This window comes from Aeromonas enterica (assembly GCF_054052465.1).
The window spans coordinates 1-18,160 of the sequence record NZ_JBSTYL010000045.1; the positions used below are offsets into that span (position 1 = coordinate 1).

Annotated in this window: 19 protein-coding genes; 13 read left to right on the plus strand and 6 right to left on the minus strand. The window is 60.9% G+C overall.

What is annotated here, in order from left to right; all coding sequences use genetic code 11:
• Positions 1 to 252 precede the first annotated feature (252 nt).
• The 7 genes from nudC (at position 253) to ACW5XD_RS23335 (ending at position 8,465) form a co-directional block, all read left to right on the plus strand.
• Positions 253 to 1,032, plus strand: coding sequence for an NAD(+) diphosphatase (gene nudC / locus ACW5XD_RS23305; RefSeq protein ID WP_456496935.1), 780 nt, complete (start codon positions 253 to 255; stop codon positions 1,030 to 1,032).
• A 164-nt stretch (positions 1,033 to 1,196) separates the two neighbouring features.
• Positions 1,197 to 2,264: a uroporphyrinogen decarboxylase gene (gene hemE / locus ACW5XD_RS23310; protein WP_456496936.1), complete on the plus strand. Its 1,068-nt coding sequence runs from the start codon at positions 1,197 to 1,199 to the stop codon at positions 2,262 to 2,264.
• A 204-nt stretch (positions 2,265 to 2,468) separates the two neighbouring features.
• Positions 2,469 to 3,398 (plus strand): ROK family protein, encoded by a 930-nt coding sequence (locus ACW5XD_RS23315; RefSeq protein WP_456496937.1) that lies wholly within the window; start codon positions 2,469 to 2,471, stop codon positions 3,396 to 3,398.
• A 46-nt stretch (positions 3,399 to 3,444) separates the two neighbouring features.
• Positions 3,445 to 4,455, plus strand: coding sequence for an erythrose-4-phosphate dehydrogenase (gene epd / locus ACW5XD_RS23320; RefSeq protein ID WP_456496938.1), 1,011 nt, complete (start codon positions 3,445 to 3,447; stop codon positions 4,453 to 4,455).
• 62 nt (positions 4,456 to 4,517) lie between these two features.
• Positions 4,518 to 5,681: a phosphoglycerate kinase gene (locus tag ACW5XD_RS23325; RefSeq protein ID WP_005318809.1), complete on the plus strand. Its 1,164-nt coding sequence runs from the start codon at positions 4,518 to 4,520 to the stop codon at positions 5,679 to 5,681.
• A 116-nt stretch (positions 5,682 to 5,797) separates the two neighbouring features.
• Positions 5,798 to 6,877 (plus strand): class II fructose-bisphosphate aldolase, encoded by a 1,080-nt coding sequence (gene fbaA, locus ACW5XD_RS23330; RefSeq protein WP_456496939.1) that lies wholly within the window; start codon positions 5,798 to 5,800, stop codon positions 6,875 to 6,877.
• Positions 6,878 to 7,160: 283 nt separating this feature from the next.
• Entirely contained in the window at positions 7,161 to 8,465 is a 1,305-nt protein-coding gene (locus ACW5XD_RS23335) for an NAD(P)/FAD-dependent oxidoreductase (protein ID WP_456496940.1), read from the plus strand.
• Between the two features lie 51 nt (positions 8,466 to 8,516).
• Here ACW5XD_RS23335 and ACW5XD_RS23340 read toward each other — a convergent pair whose 3' ends face one another.
• From ACW5XD_RS23340 to cutA, 3 genes are all read right to left on the minus strand, one after another.
• A complete protein-coding gene (locus ACW5XD_RS23340) occupies positions 8,517 to 8,930 on the minus strand; it encodes a hypothetical protein (RefSeq protein ID WP_043142210.1) in 414 nt (137 codons plus the stop codon).
• A gap of 121 nt (positions 8,931 to 9,051) precedes the next feature.
• Positions 9,052 to 10,848, minus strand: a complete 1,797-nt coding sequence (locus tag ACW5XD_RS23345) for a protein-disulfide reductase DsbD (protein WP_456496941.1) — start codon at positions 10,846 to 10,848, stop codon at positions 9,052 to 9,054.
• Positions 10,845 to 11,162 (minus strand): divalent-cation tolerance protein CutA, encoded by a 318-nt coding sequence (gene cutA / locus ACW5XD_RS23350; RefSeq protein ID WP_456496942.1) that lies wholly within the window; start codon positions 11,160 to 11,162, stop codon positions 10,845 to 10,847. The genes ACW5XD_RS23345 and cutA overlap by 4 nt, the downstream gene beginning before the upstream one ends.
• A gap of 193 nt (positions 11,163 to 11,355) precedes the next feature.
• On the opposite strand from cutA, the gene ACW5XD_RS23355 reads away from it, so the two are divergent.
• Entirely contained in the window at positions 11,356 to 11,697 is a 342-nt protein-coding gene (locus ACW5XD_RS23355; protein ID WP_456496943.1) for a hypothetical protein, read from the plus strand.
• Positions 11,698 to 11,792: 95 nt separating this feature from the next.
• On the opposite strand, the gene ACW5XD_RS23360 is transcribed toward ACW5XD_RS23355, so the two are convergent.
• Positions 11,793 to 12,230, minus strand: a complete 438-nt coding sequence (locus tag ACW5XD_RS23360) for a PACE efflux transporter (protein ID WP_456496944.1) — start codon at positions 12,228 to 12,230, stop codon at positions 11,793 to 11,795.
• A 139-nt stretch (positions 12,231 to 12,369) separates the two neighbouring features.
• Here ACW5XD_RS23360 and ACW5XD_RS23365 point away from each other — a divergent pair, with 139 nt between their 5' ends.
• The gene (locus tag ACW5XD_RS23365) at positions 12,370 to 13,251 is read left to right on the plus strand and encodes a LysR family transcriptional regulator (protein ID WP_456496945.1); all 882 of its coding nucleotides are present in this window, start codon (positions 12,370 to 12,372) and stop codon (positions 13,249 to 13,251) included.
• 6 nt (positions 13,252 to 13,257) lie between these two features.
• Here the strand turns inward: ACW5XD_RS23365 and ygfZ are convergent, their stop codons facing one another.
• Positions 13,258 to 14,169 (minus strand): tRNA-modifying protein YgfZ, encoded by a 912-nt coding sequence (gene ygfZ, locus ACW5XD_RS23370; protein WP_456496946.1) that lies wholly within the window; start codon positions 14,167 to 14,169, stop codon positions 13,258 to 13,260.
• A gap of 113 nt (positions 14,170 to 14,282) precedes the next feature.
• Between ygfZ and ACW5XD_RS23375 the strand changes: the two genes are divergently transcribed.
• Together ACW5XD_RS23375 and ACW5XD_RS23380 are read left to right on the plus strand one after the other, a co-directional pair.
• Positions 14,283 to 14,552, plus strand: a complete 270-nt coding sequence (locus ACW5XD_RS23375; protein ID WP_456496947.1) for an FAD assembly factor SdhE — start codon at positions 14,283 to 14,285, stop codon at positions 14,550 to 14,552.
• An 18-nt stretch (positions 14,553 to 14,570) separates the two neighbouring features.
• A complete protein-coding gene (locus ACW5XD_RS23380; protein WP_456496948.1) occupies positions 14,571 to 14,948 on the plus strand; it encodes a protein YgfX in 378 nt (125 codons plus the stop codon).
• A gap of 83 nt (positions 14,949 to 15,031) precedes the next feature.
• Here ACW5XD_RS23380 and nadB read toward each other — a convergent pair whose 3' ends face one another.
• Complete coding sequence (gene nadB, locus ACW5XD_RS23385; protein WP_456496949.1) at positions 15,032 to 16,639, minus strand: L-aspartate oxidase; 1,608 nt, start codon at positions 16,637 to 16,639, stop codon at positions 15,032 to 15,034.
• Between the two features lie 182 nt (positions 16,640 to 16,821).
• Here nadB and rpoE point away from each other — a divergent pair, with 182 nt between their 5' ends.
• Positions 16,822 to 17,403, plus strand: a complete 582-nt coding sequence (gene rpoE / locus ACW5XD_RS23390; protein WP_042033782.1) for an RNA polymerase sigma factor RpoE — start codon at positions 16,822 to 16,824, stop codon at positions 17,401 to 17,403.
• A 22-nt stretch (positions 17,404 to 17,425) separates the two neighbouring features.
• Positions 17,426 to 18,019: an RseA family anti-sigma factor gene (locus ACW5XD_RS23395; RefSeq protein ID WP_456496950.1), complete on the plus strand. Its 594-nt coding sequence runs from the start codon at positions 17,426 to 17,428 to the stop codon at positions 18,017 to 18,019.
• The last annotated feature ends 141 nt before the right edge of the window (positions 18,020 to 18,160 follow it).

The window sequence follows — 18,160 nt, forward strand, 5'->3', positions numbered from 1 at the left end:
TGGAGCGTTACGGAAGGGGAGTAAATATCAAAGCGTGTTTGCATGAGGCGCTGGGGCACCCCATGCAACACGTAATTGGGACATAGCCTTTCTATTGGCTCTCTCTTGCCTCTGGGCCGCCATCTTGGGGTCGCCACCAGGCCAGTGCGGTCGTAATATGGTTGCGACTCGTCACTTTTCACCAGGCCGTGTCCGGTGCATCATGCCGGGCAAGCCATTCTCATCTGACATCGCAACATGAGTGTTCATCTGATGCCATTAACCGAACAGGCCCGCTGGTTCGTGCTGGGGGGCGATCACCTTGTCCTGCTGGATGAACAGGGGCGCATTCCACAAGGCCCCCGTGCCAGCTTGCCCGCCCATATGCAATCCGCCACCTTTGAGCATTTTGATGAGTGGGGCGGTCTGCCCTGCTATCTGCTGGATCTGGGAGGGGAGGCCGACACAGGTCGGCTCATGCCGCTGCGCCAGCTGATGGTGACCGGCGATGAAGAGGGCTTTCGTCTTGGGGGCCGCGCCTGGCAGCTGGCCACCTTCCGCCGCAGCCATCGCTTCTGCGGCGAGTGTGGCGCCCCCATGGCACCCAAGAGCGGGGAGTGGGCACAGATGTGCCGGCAGGGTCACGTCGTCTACCCGCGCGTCTCCCCCTGCATCATAGTGGCGGTGCGCAAGGGGCCGGCGATCCTGCTGGCGGCCCATCGCCGTCACTATCAGGCGGACGATCCCATGTACACAGTGCTGGCCGGCTTCGTGGAGGCGGGTGAGAATCTCGAGCAGTGCGTGGCGCGGGAGGTGTTCGAGGAGAGCGGCATCCGGGTGCGCAACGTGCGCTACGTGGCGAGCCAGCCCTGGCCTTTCCCCCACAGCCTGATGATGGGCTTCACCGCCGACTACGAGAGCGGCGAGATCCGGGTGCAGGATGAGGAGCTGGTGGCCGCCGACTTCTTCGAGGCAGACCGGCTGCCACGGCTGCCCCCCCACGGCACCATAGCGCGGCGCCTGATCGCGCTCAGCCTGGGCGAGGCGGGCTGAGGTCGGGTTGAGCCTGGTATCAGGGCAAAAAACGGGGCGCTTGTTTGCGCCCCTTCACATCTTTGCACTCGAACCGCCACTGCGGGTGTTTGGGCCGCCCCGAGTCGCGCACAAAGTGGTATCATATCCGCCATTTTATGCTGGATATGAACTCAGGAACTGGGATGAAAGAGCTGAAGAACGATCGATACCTGCGTGCCCTGCTGCGCCAGGAAGTGGACATGACCCCGGTATGGATGATGCGCCAGGCTGGCCGCTACCTGCCGGAATACAAGGCAACGCGCGCCCAGGCGGGGGACTTCATGTCCCTGTGCCGCAACGCCGAGCTGGCCTGTGAAGTCACCCTGCAGCCGCTGCGCCGCTACCCGCTCGATGCCGCCATTCTCTTCTCCGACATCCTGACCGTGCCCGATGCCATGGGGCTGGGTCTCTACTTCGAACACGGCGAAGGCCCCCGCTTCGAGCGACCCATCAAATCCATGGCCGACGTGCAGGCGCTGCCCATTCCGGATCCGGAAGACGAACTCGGCTACGTGATGAACGCGGTGCGCACCATTCGCCGTGAGCTCAAGGGCGAAGTGCCGCTCATCGGCTTCTCCGGCAGTCCCTGGACCCTGGCCACCTACATGGTGGAGGGGGGCAGCTCCAAGGCGTTCACCAAGATCAAGCAGATGATGTATGCAGAGCCGCAGACACTGCACCTGTTGCTGGACAAGCTGGCCGACAGCGTGATCGCCTATCTCAACGCCCAGATCAAGGCGGGTGCCCAGTCGGTCATGGTGTTCGACACCTGGGGCGGCGTGTTGACCCCGCGGGATTACCGCGACTTCTCCCTGCAGTACATGCACAAGATCGTCGATGGCCTGATCCGTGAAAATGAGGGCCGCCGCGTGCCCGTGACCCTGTTCACCAAGAACGGCGGCCAGTGGCTTGAGCAGATCGCCGCCACCGGTTGCGATGCCTTGGGGCTGGACTGGACCATAGACATAGCGGATGCCAAGCGCCGGGTCGGCGACAAGGTGGCGCTGCAGGGCAACATGGATCCCTCCATGCTTTACGCCTCCCCTGAGCGCATTCGCGAAGAGGTCGCCACCATACTGGAGGGCTTTGGCAGTGGTAATGGCCACGTCTTCAACCTGGGTCACGGCATCCATCAGGATGTGAGCCCGGAGCACGCCGGCGTCTTTGTCAATGCGGTGCACGAGCTGTCGGCTCAGTATCACGGCCGCTGAGACCGGTGAAAAGCACAGTGAGAACGGGGCCTGCAGGCCCCGTTTTGTTATCCGGTCGGCCCTGGTTTGGGGCTGCATCCCGGCCCCGGCTCGGGTTACACTGCGCCACACTCGCGGATAAATGAAGAGCAAGATGAGCGGTCGCAGCTGAGGCGGAAACGTAGCGTCCTCGCGGCAGCATCCTTGGTCATGGCAGGAGGCAAGATGAGCAAGAAGTCACTGGATTGGGGCATAGATCTCGGTGGTACCAAGTGTGAATGCGTGGTGCTCGATGGCGACGAGGTGCTGCTGCGCCATCGCATCCCCACCGAGCGCCAGGGCGGCTATCAGCACATGATCGGCCAGATCGCCAAACTGGTGGACGAGTGCGCCGCCAGGCTGGGTCAGCGGCCGACCGTGCTGGGCATGGGCACGCCGGGGGCGCGGGATCCCCAGACCGGGCTGATGAAGAACTGCAACACCACCGAGCTCAACGGCAAGCCGTTCAAGGAAGATCTGGAGCGCAGGCTGGGCGTGCCCGTGCTGATCGCCAACGACGCCAACTGCTTCGCGCTGGCGGAAACCCATCTGGGGGCGGTGCGTCAGCACCATCCGGATGCCAAGGTGGTGTTCGGCATCATAATTGGCACCGGGGTCGGTTCCGGCATCGTCATCAATGGCCAGATCCTCAACGGCCACCACGGCATCGCCGGGGAGTGGGGCCACAACGTGCTCTCCCCCGACGGGCCCGAGTGCTACTGCGGCAAGCGCGGCTGCGTCGAGACCTTCATCAGCGGCCCGGCGCTGGAAGCCTGGTATCAGGCCAAGGCCAAGCGTCATCTGTCGCTGGCCCAGATTGCGGCGGCCAGCGCCCACGATCACGTGGCCAAGCTCACCATAGACAGACTGCATCTGCTGTTTGGTCAGGCGCTGGCCAACGTGGTCAACATTCTGGATCCGGATGTCATCGTCATCGGCGGCGGGGTCGGCAACGTGCAGAGTCTCTACAACGCCGGGCGGCAGACAATTTTGCCCTTCCTCTTTAATCCCCGCTTCGCCACCCCCATTATTGCTCCAGCCCTGGGGGATAGCGCCGGGGTATTCGGGGCCGCACTGCTGGCCCGTGGCGTCTTCCAGGATGCCCTGTTGTCGTGAGCCATCCATCGGCCCTCTTTGCCGCCGCTAAGGACACACTTTTTCCATGATCAAGATTGCCATCAATGGTTACGGGCGGATCGGTCGCAACGTGTTGCGAGCCCTCTATGAAAGCGGGCGCGATCAAACCATCAAGATAGTTGCCATCAACGAACTGGCGGCACCCGAAGCCATGGTGCACCTCACCCGCTTCGATACCAGCCATGGTCGGTTCCACCATCCGGTGCAGCTGGCCGGCAACAGCATGCTGGTGGGGGAGGATCTCATCTCCCTGTTTGCCGAGAAGGATCCCGCCAACCTGCCATGGCGGGCGCTGGGGGTCGATGTGGTGCTGGACTGCACCGGGGTATTTGGCTCGCGGGCCGATGCCGAGCGTCATCTGGGGGCGGGAGCGGGCAAGGTGCTTTTCTCTCATCCGGCAGATGCGGACGTGGATGCGACCATCGTCTACGGGGTGAACCATCAGGTGCTGACGGGGCGGGAACGGATCGTCTCCAACGCCTCCTGTACCACTAACTGCGTGGTCCCCGTCATCGAAACATTGCATCGAGAATTCGAGATAAATTGTGGTACTATTACAACAATTCATTCGGCCATGCATGATCAGCAAGTCATCGATGCCTACCACAGTGACTTGCGTCGAACCCGTGCTGCCAGCCAGTCCATCATCCCGGTGGATACCAAGCTGGCAAAGGGGTTGGAGCGAATCCTCCCCCACTTCGCCGGCAAGTTCGAGGCGATCGCGGTACGGGTGCCGACCATCAACGTAACCGCAATGGATCTCAGTATTACTGTTCGTAAAAAAGTGACGGTTACTGACGTAAATCAAGCCCTGCAACGGGCATCCAGAGGTACATTAAGCGGTATTCTGGATTACACGGAAGAGCCATTGGTCTCCGTAGACTTTAATCATGATGCACACTCCTGCATCATTGATGGTACCCAGACCCGGGTCAGCGATGCCAACCTCGTCAAGATGTTGATGTGGTGCGATAACGAATGGGGCTTCGCCAACCGTATGCTGGATACCACCCGGGCCATGATGGCCGCAGGCTGAGAGCCTGCACCGGGCGCAAGGTTACTGTTTTTAACATTACCTGAAAATATAGAGGACTGAATATGTCTGTTATCAAGATGACCGACCTGGATCTGGCGGGTAAACGCGTACTGATCCGTGCTGACCTGAACGTGCCGGTAAAAGACGGCAAGGTCACTTCCGACGCACGTATCGTGGCGACGCTGCCGACCATCAAGCTGGCTCTGGAAAAGGGCGCCAAGCTGATGATCACCTCCCACCTGGGTCGCCCGACCGAGGGTGAATACAACGAAGAGTTCTCCCTGGCTCCGGTTGTCAACTATCTGAAAGACGCTCTGTCCTGCCCGGTCCGCCTGGCCAAGGATTACCTGGATGGCGTAGATGTCGCCGCCGGTGAGCTGGTTGTGCTGGAAAACTGCCGTTTCAACAAAGGCGAGAAGAAAAACACCGAAGAGCTGGCCAAAAAATACGCCGCCCTGTGTGACGTCTTTGTAATGGATGCATTCGGTACTGCTCACCGCGCCGAAGGTTCTACCTACGGTGTGGCTCAATTTGCCCCGATCGCCTGTGCAGGCCCCCTGCTGGCCGGTGAACTGGAAGCCCTGGGCAAAGCCATGCTGAAGCCTGAGCGCCCCATGGTTGCCATCGTGGGCGGCTCCAAGGTCTCCACCAAGCTGACCGTGCTGGAATCCCTCTCCAAGATCGCTGACCAGCTGGTGGTCGGTGGTGGCATCGCCAACACCTTCATCGCGGCTGCCGGTCACAACGTCGGCAAGTCCCTGTGTGAACACGACCTGCTCGACACCGCCAAGAAACTGGCCGCCGAGACCAACATTCCGGTCACCACTGACGTGGTCGTGGGTACCGAGTTCTCCGAGTCCACTCCTGCCACCATCAAGTCCGTCTCCGACGTGACCGACGGCGACATGATCTTCGACATCGGCCCTGACTCTGCCAAGGCCCTGGCCGACATCATCATGAACGCCAAGACCATACTGTGGAACGGCCCGGTCGGCGTGTTCGAGTTCGACCAGTTCTCCGCAGGCACCAAGGTGATCGCCGAAGCCATCGCGGCTTCTCCGGCCTTCTCCATCGCTGGCGGTGGTGACACCCTGGCCGCCATCGACAAGTTCGGCATCGCCGACAAAGTCTCCTACATCTCCACCGGCGGCGGCGCCTTCCTGGAGTTTGTAGAAGGCAAGGTACTGCCGGCTGTTGCGATGCTGGAACAGCGCGCCAAAGCCTAATTGACCCGAGACGGGGGGCAAAAGCCTCCCGTTTCGTTTATCATGTGGCCGCTGTGCCGGTTCATGATGAACCCCCCATTTTTTATTAACGGCATACGAGAACAGGACGATTAAACATGTCTAAGAAAATTTTCGACTTCGTAAAACCCGGCGTGATCACTGGTGATGACGTTCAGAAAGTATTCGCCATCGCCAAAGAGAACGGCTTCGCTCTGCCGGCCGTCAACTGCGTTGGTACCGACTCCGTTAACGCCGTGCTGGAAGCTGCCGCCAAGGTCAAAGCGCCGGTTATCGTTCAGTTCTCCAATGGTGGTGCCGTATTCACCGCCGGCAAGGGTCTGAAGCTGGAAGGCCAGCAAGCCGCCATCCTGGGTGCCATCTCCGGTGCCAAGCACGTTCACGCCGTTGCCGAAGCCTATGGCATCCCGGTTATCCTGCACACCGACCACGCTGCCAAGAAGCTGCTGCCGTGGATCGACGGTCTGCTGGAAGCGGGCGAGAAGCACTTTGCTGAAACCGGCAAGCCGCTGTTCTCCTCCCACATGCTGGATCTGTCCGAAGAGTCTCTGGAAGAGAACATCGACATCTGCTGCGAGTACCTGACCCGCATGGCCAAGATGAACATGACTCTGGAGCTGGAACTGGGTTGCACCGGTGGCGAAGAAGACGGTGTGGACAACAGCCACATGGATCAATCCGCCCTGTACACCCAGCCGGAAGACGTGGCTTACGCCTACGAGCGTCTGTCCAAGATCAGCCCGCGTTTCACCATCGCTGCCTCCTTCGGCAACGTACACGGTGTATACAAGCCGGGTAACGTCAAGCTGACCCCGTCCATCCTGGACGCTTCCCAGAAATACGTTTCCGAGAAGTTTGGTCTGCCTGCCAAGTCCCTGGACTTCGTGTTCCACGGTGGTTCAGGTTCCACTCTGGAAGAGATCCGCGAGTCCATCTCCTACGGCGTCGTGAAGATGAACATCGACACCGACACCCAGTGGGCTACCTGGGAAGGTCTGCTGCACTTCTACAAGACCAACGAAGCTTACCTGCAAGGTCAGCTGGGCAACCCGGAAGGCGCTGACAAGCCGAACAAGAAGTTCTACGATCCGCGCGTATGGCTGCGTGCCGGTCAGACTTCCATGATCGCCCGTCTGGAGAAAGCCTTCTCCGACCTGAACGCCATCAACGTACTGTAATTCGTTACCGTATCTTGATTGCTTGCAAAGGCGCCCCTCGGGGCGCCTTTCGTGTTTGTGGGGCCAAACCCTAGTCCCGGCAAAGATCCCCTGCGATATCTGGGGGGAGAAGAGTCTGTCGATCGCCTGCCTCAAACCGCAAATACAGCAAAAGGTGTCCTTTGGGACGCCTTTTCCATTTCTGTGATCCACGGAGGCTGGATTGGTGGCGGGGGGCTGGGTATTATCAATGACAGGTCGTTTATTTTAGTAAACGCATGGCTACCAAGGCAGGATGCTGAGTATGCAGGCAGGAAAGCACAACGGACATCAGGAACACGTGGCCTCCTATTACGCGGCCACCCGCAACGACAATCAGCAGTGGCCCGAGCTCAGCGGTGAGCTCAATGCCGACGTCTGCATCATAGGTGGCGGCTTCACCGGCCTCAACACCGCCATCAACCTGGCACAGGCGGGCTACAAGGTGGCCCTGCTGGAGGCGAACCGCATCGGCTGGGGAGCATCCGGCCGCAACGGCGGCCAGCTTATTCGCGGTATCGGTCACGACACCAGCCAGTTCGCCCGCTGGATCGGCGAGCAGGGGGTTCGCGAGCTGGATCTGATGGGGCTGGAGGCGGTCGAGCTGGTACGAGAGCGCATCGATCACTTCAACATCGACTGCGATCTCACCTGGGGCTATTGCGATCTCGCGACCCGCCAGCGTCATCTGGCCGGGTTTGAAGAGGAGGCGGCACATCTGGCCAGTCTTGGCTACCGGCACGAGATCAAGCTGGTGCCACGGGAGGAGATCCACGCTGTGGTCGGGTCGGATCGCTATATCGGCGGCATGATCGACATGGGGTCGGGTCACCTGCATCCTCTCAACCTGGCGCTGGGCGAGGCGCGTGCCGCCGCCAGCCTCGGGGTTGCCCTGTTCGAACAGTCCAGAGTGGTGCATATCAATTATGGCGAGCGGGTGCAGGTCACCACGGCCCACGGCCGGGTCACTGCTGACTATCTGGTGATCGGCTGCAACGCCTATCTCAACGATCTCAATCCCGAGTTGGGGGGCAGGGTGCTGCCGGCCGGCTCCTATATCCTTGCCACTGAAGTGCTGGAGAAGCGGCTGCGCCAGCGTCTGTTGCCGCAGAACATGGCGGTGTGCGATCAGAATGTGGCGCTCGACTACTATCGACTCTCTGCCGACGGACGCTTGTTGTTTGGCGGTGCCTGCAATTATTCAGGAAGGGACCCGAGGGACATCAAGGCCTTCATGCTGCCCAAGCTGCAACGGGTGTTTCCCGAGCTGGCGGACACGGCCATCGAATTCCAGTGGGGCGGCATGATAGGGATTGGGGCCAATCGACTGCCCCAGATCGGTCGTCTGCAGGATCAGCCCAATGTCTTCTATGCCCAGGCCTATTCCGGTCACGGCCTCAACGCCACACACATGGCGGCCAAGCTGGTGGCAGAGGCGATCAAGGGGGAGAGCCGGGGGTTCGATCTGTTCAGCAGCGTGCCCCACATGACCTTCCCCGGTGGCCCGGCGCTGCGCTCGCCCTTGCTGGCGCTCGGCATGCTGTGGCACCGGATGAAGGATCTACTGTAAGGGGCTAGAAAAGCAGCCGAAGAGGCGTGGCCTTGGCCGGCGGGGAGGCGTTTACTGAGGGGGCTCGGCCAGGCGCCAGCCCTGCTCGGTTTTCATCATCCAGACGTCAGCCTGTTGCGGCAGCACCTGGCCCGCCTCGAACTCGCCGTATTTGCGCTCCAGCTCCATCAGCCCCATCTCCTGCTGGAAGGGGCCGACCCTGTCATAGACCAGGTCCTCGTCGTGCTGCACCCGCAACTGATCCAGCCCCTGCTTGAAATGGAGCTGGTAGCTCACCTTGATCAGATAGACCCCCTCCATGCGCTCCTCCTTGTCGATAAGGGTGAAGTCGCTGATCTCGAACAGATGGGTATCTGTCTCTGCCTGCAGTTTGGCGGTTACCTGGGTCTGGATCGCCTCTTCACCGGGACCTGCGTAACAGCCATATAGCCAGAGGGCCAGCAGGGGGATGAACCACTTTTTCATCAAAACTCCGGACGAACGAGACGGGAAAGGGCAAATTTTGCCACGGCGCCTGTCATATACAAGGGATTGCCAGAAAAATCAGCGGTTAACGGGCCCAGGCGTCAGACCGGGCCTGCTGCCTTCAACGCAACTTGTCGAGCTGCCCCAAAAACTCGGCGGGGCCCATGAAGCCGGTCACTCGCTGGCCGCTCACCTCGTTTCCGGCGCGGTCGAAGAAGATCAGGGTCGGCAGCCCCAGCACGTTGAGGCCGTTGAGCAGCTCCACATCGGCATCGTCGTTGGCGGTGACGTCCGCCTGCAGCAGCACCATCTGGCCGAAGCGCTCGCGCACGGCGGGGTCGCTGAAGGTCTTGTGCTCGAACTCCTTGCAGGCCACGCACCAGTCGGCATAGAGATCCAGCAGCACCGGCTTGCCGCGGGCGGCGGCCAGCCGGGTCTTGAGATCGTCCAGCGTCTTGATGCGGATAAACTGCGGCGACTCGCGCTGAGTGCTCGCGGTGGCATCCTGGCTTGGCAGCAGCAGATCCTTGCCCACCACCACGGCGCTGATCATCGCCAGCAACAACACGAAGCCGCGCAGGCTGCGAGCCACCGAATGGCCCTGGTGCTGGTTGTGATGATAGAGGTAGCCGCACAACAGCAGCCCCCAGCCGAGCCAGGCCAGGGTGGTCACCTGATCGCTCCACAGCCTCGAGAGCAGCAGGATGGGCACCGCCAATAGCGCAAAACCAAAGAGTTGCTTGATCACATCCATCCAGGCGCCCGCCTTGGGCAGCAACTTGCCGCCTGAGGTACCGAGCAGCAGCAGCGGCAGCCCCATGCCCAAGGAGAGGGCATAGAGGGCCGCGCCGCCGAGCCAGAGGTCGCCGCTCTGGGCCACGTAGATCAGCGAGCCGGAGAGCGGGGCCGTGGTGCAGGGGGAGCAGACCAGACCGGAGATCATCCCCATGATGCCGACTCCGAGCACGGAACCGCCCTGCTGGCGGTTGGAGAGGCCGGACAGCCGGGTCTGCAGGCTGCTCGGCAGCTGGAGGGTGTAGAGCCCGAACATGGAGAGCGCCAGCAGCACGAACATGACGGAGAGCCCGATCAACACATACGGGTGCTGCAGCGCCGCCTGGAATTTCAAGCCCGCCGACGCCACCACCAGCCCGAGCAGGGTATAGGTTACCGCCATCCCCTGTACATAGACGAAGGAGAGCAGGAAGGCGCGGCGGGTGGAGAGGCTATGACCCGCCCCGGCAATGATACCGGTCAGTATGGGGTACATGGGGAAGACGCAGGGGGTGAACGCGAGCCCGAGCCCCAGCGCGAAGAAGGCGGCGATGCTGAGCCAGAAACCCTGGCTGCCGAGGGCTGCGGCCAGCTGATCCTGCTGGCTGCTGGCCGGGGCGTCGGCGGTCTCATCCATGCTGGCCTGCGCGACATCGCTGGTGGCGCTGGCCACCATGGGTTGTACCGCTATCTGCTTGTCGGTGGGCGGGTAACAGAGGCCGTCGGTACAGCCCTGATAGCTGACGGTGAGGCTGGCCTGCTGGCCCGCCTCGGTCAGGGTGACGGGGATCTGTACCTCCCGGTAGTAGACCTGGGTCTTGCCGAAGAAGTCATCCTGATGCTCGTCACCTGCGGGCAAGACGGGCTCTTTGAAGGCGAGGTTCTCGCCCTTGAAGCGGAAGCTGTGGCGGTAGAGGTAGTAGTCATCGGCGATGCGCAGGGTCAGCAGCAACTGCCTGCCCTGCTGTTCACTCTCAAGGACGAAAGCGTCGTCGACTTTCAGAAACTTGGGCTGGGCGTTGGCCTCGATGCCAAGGGCGCTCAGCAGATTGTCACTGCTGGCCTGAACCGGGGTCGCCCCCAAGGTGGCCAGCAGCAGAATGGGGAGCAGAAGTAGTGGGGAGAGCAGGCGAGACAGTGTCATGAGGTTTCCTGTGTTAACCAGTCGAGATAGGGCTGATGGCCCTGGCTTGTCGGGAGTGCCAGGATCTCCGGCACCTCATAGGGGTGATGGCTGAGGATGCAGAGGCGCAAGAGTTCGAACAGGGAGGCCCGCGACTTGATGATGAGCTGGATCTCCCGTGCCCGTTCGATCTTTCCCTGCCAGCGATAGACGGAGGTGAGACCGGGCAGTTGGTTGATGCAGGCGGCCAGCCGCTGAGCCAGCAGCTGTTCGCTGATGAGGTCGGCACTGGCCTCATCCGGGCAGGTGCAGAGCACCAGAATGGCATCTGTCATGGTGAAATATCTCGTCCGTGCGGGGCGGCCAGGCGCCCGTGAACCAGTGGTTACTATACCTAGCGACGCTGCAAATAGCATCTGGCGGCCTTTATCGGCTCGACATGAAAATAAGTGGGGGGCATGAGATAGACGCTATCAAAGGGACAGGGCAGAATGAGCGGGCTTGTTCCCATTCGACGTAAGGAAATGTATGACCCAACAGAATGAGCAGCAGAGAAACCGCATGTTGAGCCTGTTGCGCGAAGGTGAGCGCCGTATGTTGGTACAACTGGCCGGTCTGCTGCGTACCAGTGCCGATGAAATCAATGCCGAACTGGAAAAAGAGGAGCTGCTGGCTGCCCTGGAGCAACCCGTCACGGTGGAGTATCTCAACGGCGTGGTGCAACACCATCTGTTCGAGCGTCTGCACAAGGGTGACATGGTGGCGGCCCAGCGTCTGCTGAACCAGTACCAGAGCGACCTTGAGGCCATGCTGACCCAGGAGTCGGCCGAGGCGGATGCCCCGACCGAAGCGCTGAAGGCGCAAGCCTGAACGCTGCGGCAGGCCCGACTGACTCGCCCTCCTCCAGCACCATCATGCCATTCGCATGATGGTGCCTCCTTGTTCCTGCCCTGTTTTCCTGTCGTTTAACCCAGTGCGTTTTGCTGCATCTGACCCGGTATCGGGAACACCTTGTCATAGCTCCAGTTGTAGATGAAGGCATAGACCAGGTAGAACAGCACGAAGCCCAGATCCAGCACCAGTGCCTCCAGCATGCTGATATCGAGCCACCAGGCCATCACCGGCAGGGCGACAAACAGCAGACCTCCTTCAAAGCCCATCGCATGCCATACCCGCTGCCACAGCGTCTTGTGGGTATGACCCTGATACTTGAGCAGCAGTTTGTCCACGCCGATGTTGTAGACGTAGTTCCAGACGGTGGCGAGCACCGAGAAGAACAACGCCAGCGGCCCCATATGGTTGAGTCCTACGCCAGTGATCCAGCTTGCCAGGGGGGCGGCGATCAGCAGGCCAATCAGTTCGAAGCCAATGGCATGGCGCAGGCGGTCACGGGTATTACGCATGGTCTGTCTCTCTATCTATTATCTGTGTCTGAGTGTTTATGGCGGCCAATTTATCGCGAATTTATGATAGGTTCACGTTGGTATCTATCGCTAAAATAGATGGATTGGCGTGCAACCAGATCATGACAGGAGCAATCGAATGAACCCCTCGCTGGAACAACTCAAGGCGCTGCTGGCGGCGGCAGAGACGGGCTCCTTCTCGGCCGCGGCTCGCAAGCTGGGCAAGGCGCAGTCCGTGGTCAGCACCGCCATCGCCAACCTGGAGATAGATCTCGGGCTGGAGCTGTTCGATCGCTCGGCGCGCTATCCCGTGCTGACGGAGGCGGGCACCCGCATCCACCAGGAAGCCAGCATCTTGCTGGCCCAAAGCGAGCGATTGCAGGCGATCGCCGGGGAGCTGGCCGCAGGCATAGAGTCGCGGCTCACCCTGGCCATCGACGACGACTCCCACCTGCCCTGGCTCGGCTCTTTGCTGGAGGCGTTCGCCACCCGTTACCCGGACGTCGAACTGGAGCTTTTGTTCCCCCTGATGGAGGATGTGACTGAGCTGCTCAAGAGTGGTCGGGCCCAGCTTGGCATCAGCTACCAGAAGGAGCAGCCGGAGCGGGAGATAGCCTCCCGTTCACTAGGCTCCGTCGGCATGCCGCTGGTGGTCTCCCTCGATCACCCGCTGGCCCACAAGACACCGCTGCGAGAGAGCGATCTGCAAGGGGCCCGCCAGCTGATGGTGACGGGACGGCGGGAGGGCACGGAGCGCCACCGCTTCCGCCTCTCGGCACAGGTGTGGTGGGTCGAGGGGGATCTTGGCATTCTGGAGCTGGTCAAGCTGGGACTGGGGTGGGCGGCGATCCCCGATTTTCTGCTGCATCGGCCGCTGGCGCGGGGGGAGGTGGTGGTGCTCAACCCGGATTTCATCGCCAAGGCCGAACTGGAACTGGAATTGCAGTGGCATCGCGCCCGCCCGCTCGGACAGGCGGGGCGCTGGCTCAAGGAGGCACTGCTGGCGCGGGTGCCTCGCTAGTCGACCTTACTCGGTCAGCGAGTAGGGCAGGGTTTGCAGAGCGAGGCTGGAGGCCTCCTCCTGCTTGAAACGAAAACGGGCATCGGCCTCTGTATCCTTGGGCAGTACGGCCGTGATCCACACCTGACCGGCTTGTTGCCAGACGTTGAGCACCATGCCGCTGCGTCGCCAGTTGTCACCGAGCTGGATCTCCAGAATATCGCCACAGGCGACGGGCTCGCTGGCGGTGCCGGCCAGCACGAACAGGGCGCGGTTGTTGGCACCGCGATACTTGGCGCGGGCGACTGTCTCCTGCCCCATGTAGCAGCCCTTGGTGAAGCTGATGCCATCCAGCGCCTGCAGGTTCAACATCTGGGGTATGTACTCTCCCTGATGCACGGCTTCCAGATGCGGGATGCCGGCCTTGATATCCAGCCCCCACCAGAGTGACTCGCTGCCTGCGGGCAGATCCAGCACCAGCGGTTGCTCGCTCACCAGCAGCCAGCGATCCGCTTCGACCCGTACCGCCATACCCCCCTCGATGAGCCCGCTTTCGGTCAGGCCGAAGCGGGTAGCAATCCAGCTATCCGACCCCTGACCGGCCACGCCGACCGCCTGGCCATGATTCTCGCCTATCTCGACCTTGGCAAATACCGCAAACTTCTTGAGCTCGGGCAACTGACGCGTCAGCACGGAGGGCTTGGTCAGCAGCAGCAGGCGATCGCTCAGGCAGAGCAGACGGAAGTCGCTCCACAGCTTGCCCTTGGCATCGCAGTGGCCGCCCAGCGTGCTTTGACCCGGTTGCAGGGCAGTGACGTCACAAGTGACCTGGCCTTGCAGATACTTGACGCGATCAGCCCCGGTCAGGCTGGTAATGGCCAGGTCGGTCAGAGAGAAAAGGGTTGGCTCGGCAGGAAAAACAGGCGTTTGCAGGCTCACGATGGTATTCCAGAGACAGAAAGTATGTGACCTGCATGGTAAAGACGTAAGGAATGTTTGTCAGCCGGAAAATCCAGCTGTTACCATCCCCGGGTCTTTGTAAGGAGAGTTCCATGTTGAGCCCAATTGAAAAATCCCGCCTGAAATGGGCCTGCCGTCGTGGCATGCTCGAGCTGGATGTGATCTTTATGTCGTTCTTTGAACACGAGTTCGACAGCCTGAGCGATGAGCAGCAGCAGACCTTCATCCGTCTGCTGGAGAGCGACGACCCGGACCTGTTCAAGTGGTGCATGGGCCACGGCGTTCCGGCTGATCCCGCCTTTGCCGCCATGATCCCGCTGATCCTGGAGCGCAATCAGGCGCGCCACGACAGCCTGAGCTGATCCCGGATGCGGGTGGTCATGCCCATCATTCCCTCCCGGCAGCAGCGCGTTCTGCTGCTGATCCTGTTTCTGCTGTTGTGGTGGCCGGTTGCCAGTTTGATCCATGGCTGGCAGTGGGTTCTGTGGTTGCCCTGCTGGCTGATAGGGGGCTGGCTGGCCTGGCGCAGCACCCGTCACAGTGCCGGTTCGCTGGCATGGGATGGGCAATTGCTGGAATGGCAGGGGCATCGCTACCAGCTGGGCACGCGCAGCCGCATCCTGCCTGGGGCACTCTGGTTGCAACTGGTGACAGGGGATGGGCCCGATGCCTGTCTCTGGCTCTTCTCCGACACGCTCGCGCCTGAACACTACAGGGCGCTGGCCCGCGCCATCCGGCTCGCCCCGCCCGTCCGTTAATCGTCCCGCCTGTTTTTAGCCTTCCCCCTCATAGCAGATGACCCCGCCGGGGCAAGGTCATCTGGGTGACGGCTAGCGGGTGATTACTCCCGATCCGGCGTCAGTACCGTGGGTTTGGAGTCCGGCTGCATGTCCGGGTAGTCCAGGTTGTAATGCAGTCCGCGGGACTCCTTGCGCTGCAAGGCGCAGTTGACGATGAGCTCGGCCACCTGCAGCAGGTTGCGCAGCTCCAGCAGGTTGTTGGAGACCCGGAAGTTGGCGTAGTACTCCTGCACCTCCTGCTTGAGCAGATCGATGCGGCGCTTGGCGCGGGCCAGGCGTTTGTTGGTACGCACTATCCCCACATAGTCCCACATCATGAGCCGCAGCTCGTGCCAGTTGTGCTGGATCACCACCTGTTCGTCCGAGTCATCCACCTTGCTCTCATCCCAGGCAGGCAGATGGGGCGGCTCTATGCTCATGGGCAGTTTTGCCATGATGTCGGCACCCGCTTGATGGGCATAGACCACGCACTCGAGCAGGGAGTTGGAGGCCATGCGGTTGGCGCCGTGCAGCCCCGTATAGGTCACTTCACCGATGGCATAGAGACCGGGTATGTCGGTCTGGCCGTTGTTGTCTATCATCACGCCGCCACAGGTGTAGTGGGCCGCCGGGACGATGGGCATCGCCTCCTTGGTGATGTCGATGCCGACTGCCATGCAGCGCTCGTGGATGGTCGGGAAGTGCTTGATGATGAAATCGGCCGGTTTGTGGCTGATGTCCAGATACATGCAATCGGCACCGAGGCGTTTCATCTCGTGGTCGATGGCGCGGGCGACTATGTCCCGCGGTGCCAGCTCGGCCCGCTCGTCGAACTCCAGCATGAAGCGGCTGCCGTCGGGACGGCGCAGATAGGCGCCTTCCCCGCGCAGTGCTTCGGTCAGCAGGAAGTTGGGGTCATCGGGATGGAACAGGCTGGTGGGGTGGAACTGGTTGAACTCCAGGTTCGCCACCCGGCAGCCGGCGCGCCATGCCATGGCAATGCCGTCGCCCGAGCTGACGTCCGGGTTGGAGGTGTATTGATACACCTTGGAGGCGCCGCCGGTGGCCAGCGCCACGAAGCGGGCGCGGATAACCTCGACCTGTTCGGCGTTGCGATTCCAGACGTAGGCGCCCAGCACCTTGTTGCCCGGCAGGTTCAGCTTGCGGGTGGTGATGAGATCGACCGCGTTGAAGCGCTCCATCAGCTGGATATTGGGGTGGGAGCGCACCTGATCGATCAGGGTAAGCTGCACCGCCTTGCCGGTGGCATCGGCCGCATGGAAGATGCGACGATGACTATGGCCCCCTTCGCGGGTCAGGTGATAGTGGGATTCGCCCTCGGCGTCCTCCTCCTGATCGAAGGGAACCCCCTGCTGGATCAGCCACTGGATGGACTCGCGGGCGTTGCGGGCGGTGAACTCCACCACGGCCGGGTCACATAACCCTGCCCCGGCGTTGAGCGTGTCGCTCACGTGGGATTCGATGCTGTCGGTTTCGTCGAAAACGGCAGCGATGCCTCCTTGCGCATAGAGAGTGGCCCCCTCACTGATGGGCCCCTTGCTCAGAACCAGGACTTTGGCCTGGTCTGCCAACCGCAACGCGAGGGACAGACCAGCGGCACCGCTGCCAATGATCAGTACATCGCAAAGGTATTCAACACTTGCTTTCATAAGTATCATTGGCCTGGATTAAGAACTGGCACCATGGTAGCCCAAGCGAGGGCGGTGATGCAGCCTGCGTCACATTTTTTTCAATGCGACCGAACTTTCCCTGATGCCTCCTGTCTGAACTTGTGCGCTTAGGAAGGGCCGGAAAAGAAAAACGATAACCTGATGGGGGTTTTACGGCTCTGATGAGCGACCAGAATCTACTGGACGAACAGCTGGTTGAACGGGTCCAGCGTGGCGATAAAAATGCATTCAACCTGCTGGTAAAAAAATACCAGCATAAAGTGGTCAACCTGGTTGCCAGGTATGTCAACAATCCGGGCGATGTGCCGGATGTGGCGCAGGAGGCATTTATCAAGGCCTACCGGGCGTTGCCGACATTCCGTGGCGAGAGCGCGTTTTACACCTGGTTGTACCGAATCGCCGTGAATACGGCCAAAAATTATCTGACCTCTCAGGGGCGCAGGCCGCCCAGCAGTGATGTAGAGGCAGACGAGGCAGAATACTATGGTGGTGGCGAAGCCTTGCAAGAGGTCGCCACACCGGAAAACCTGGCGCTGACCGACGAGATCAAACGCACCGTGTTTTCCGCCATAGAAGCTTTGCCTGAAGACTTGAGGACAGCCATCACCCTTCGTGAATTGGAAGGGCTGAGCTACGAAGAGATTGCCGAAATCATGGATTGCCCTGTGGGTACGGTGAGATCCCGTATTTTCCGGGCGAGGGAAGCAATCGATAAAAAGCTGAAACCTCTGATCGAGAATTAACTGGGGAAAGACAGGTTAACTTATGGCAACTAAAGAGCAACTCTCGGCCTTGATGGATGGTGACTTGAGCGATGTTGAGGTTCTGAGCGAGCTGGGAATGGATCCGGCGCTGCAAGATACCTGGTCTCGTTACCATCTGATCGGTGATGCCATGCGGGGGGACCTGCCGGTCAATCTGCAGCTGGATCTCAGTGACAGCATCATGGCTGCGCTGGAAGACGAGCCCACCATACTGGCGCCCAAGCCGGTGGAGAGCCAGCCAGCTGTGCCGCAGGTTCACACTGCTGCCAAGGTGGTTCCGCTGTTTCGTCGAGTCGGTCAACAGGTGGGGCAATACGCCATCGCTGCGTCGGTCGCCGCCGCTGTCATCTTCGGGGTGCAGCAGTATCAGGGTCATGACGGCATGCCGACCAACCCTGTGCTCAACACCATTCCTGTCGGTGGCAGTGCCTCGCCGGTGAGCGTTCACTACCCGCAGGAGGGCAACCGGGCGACCACCCGCCAGCAAGGGTTGAATGAGCAACAGATGCAGGAGCAGCGTGAGCGCATCAATGCCTTCCTGCGCGATCATCAGTTGCAACAGCGTCTGCTGCAAGACAAGCAGATTCAGGAATAACGCATTTTTAGGGATCAGATCGTGCGCCAGTTCAGCCGTATTTTGCTGGCCTCTCTCCTGCTGATTTGTGCCAAGGCCTCGGGCGCCGCTAATTAGGCCGCGGGCGTGTTGGGGGAGATTGAGGGTGGCGGGGGGGCACAC

Bases quoted from the DNA above. Each gene is read 5' to 3' on its own strand.
- fbaA (WP_456496939.1), top strand. From the start codon at position 5,798: ATGTCTAAGAAAATTTTCGACTTCGTAAAACCCGGCGTGATCACTGGT.
- epd (WP_456496938.1), top strand. From the start codon at position 3,445: ATGATCAAGATTGCCATCAATGGTTACGGGCGGATCGGTCGCAACGTG.
- ACW5XD_RS23365 (WP_456496945.1), top strand. From the start codon at position 12,370: ATGAACCCCTCGCTGGAACAACTCAAGGCGCTGCTGGCGGCGGCAGAG.
- ACW5XD_RS23360 (WP_456496944.1), bottom strand. From the start codon at position 12,230: ATGCGTAATACCCGTGACCGCCTGCGCCATGCCATTGGCTTCGAACTG.
- ACW5XD_RS23340 (WP_043142210.1), bottom strand. From the start codon at position 8,930: ATGAAAAAGTGGTTCATCCCCCTGCTGGCCCTCTGGCTATATGGCTGT.
- rpoE (WP_042033782.1), top strand. From the start codon at position 16,822: ATGAGCGACCAGAATCTACTGGACGAACAGCTGGTTGAACGGGTCCAG.
- nadB (WP_456496949.1), bottom strand. From the start codon at position 16,639: ATGAAAGCAAGTGTTGAATACCTTTGCGATGTACTGATCATTGGCAGC.
- ACW5XD_RS23375 (WP_456496947.1), top strand. From the start codon at position 14,283: ATGTTGAGCCCAATTGAAAAATCCCGCCTGAAATGGGCCTGCCGTCGT.
- ACW5XD_RS23355 (WP_456496943.1), top strand. From the start codon at position 11,356: ATGACCCAACAGAATGAGCAGCAGAGAAACCGCATGTTGAGCCTGTTG.
- hemE (WP_456496936.1), top strand. From the start codon at position 1,197: ATGAAAGAGCTGAAGAACGATCGATACCTGCGTGCCCTGCTGCGCCAG.
- ACW5XD_RS23380 (WP_456496948.1), top strand. From the start codon at position 14,571: ATGCCCATCATTCCCTCCCGGCAGCAGCGCGTTCTGCTGCTGATCCTG.
- ACW5XD_RS23395 (WP_456496950.1), top strand. From the start codon at position 17,426: ATGGCAACTAAAGAGCAACTCTCGGCCTTGATGGATGGTGACTTGAGC.
- ACW5XD_RS23315 (WP_456496937.1), top strand. From the start codon at position 2,469: ATGAGCAAGAAGTCACTGGATTGGGGCATAGATCTCGGTGGTACCAAG.
- nudC (WP_456496935.1), top strand. From the start codon at position 253: ATGCCATTAACCGAACAGGCCCGCTGGTTCGTGCTGGGGGGCGATCAC.
- ACW5XD_RS23335 (WP_456496940.1), top strand. From the start codon at position 7,161: ATGCAGGCAGGAAAGCACAACGGACATCAGGAACACGTGGCCTCCTAT.
- cutA (WP_456496942.1), bottom strand. From the start codon at position 11,162: ATGACAGATGCCATTCTGGTGCTCTGCACCTGCCCGGATGAGGCCAGT.
- ACW5XD_RS23325 (WP_005318809.1), top strand. From the start codon at position 4,518: ATGTCTGTTATCAAGATGACCGACCTGGATCTGGCGGGTAAACGCGTA.
- ACW5XD_RS23345 (WP_456496941.1), bottom strand. From the start codon at position 10,848: ATGACACTGTCTCGCCTGCTCTCCCCACTACTTCTGCTCCCCATTCTG.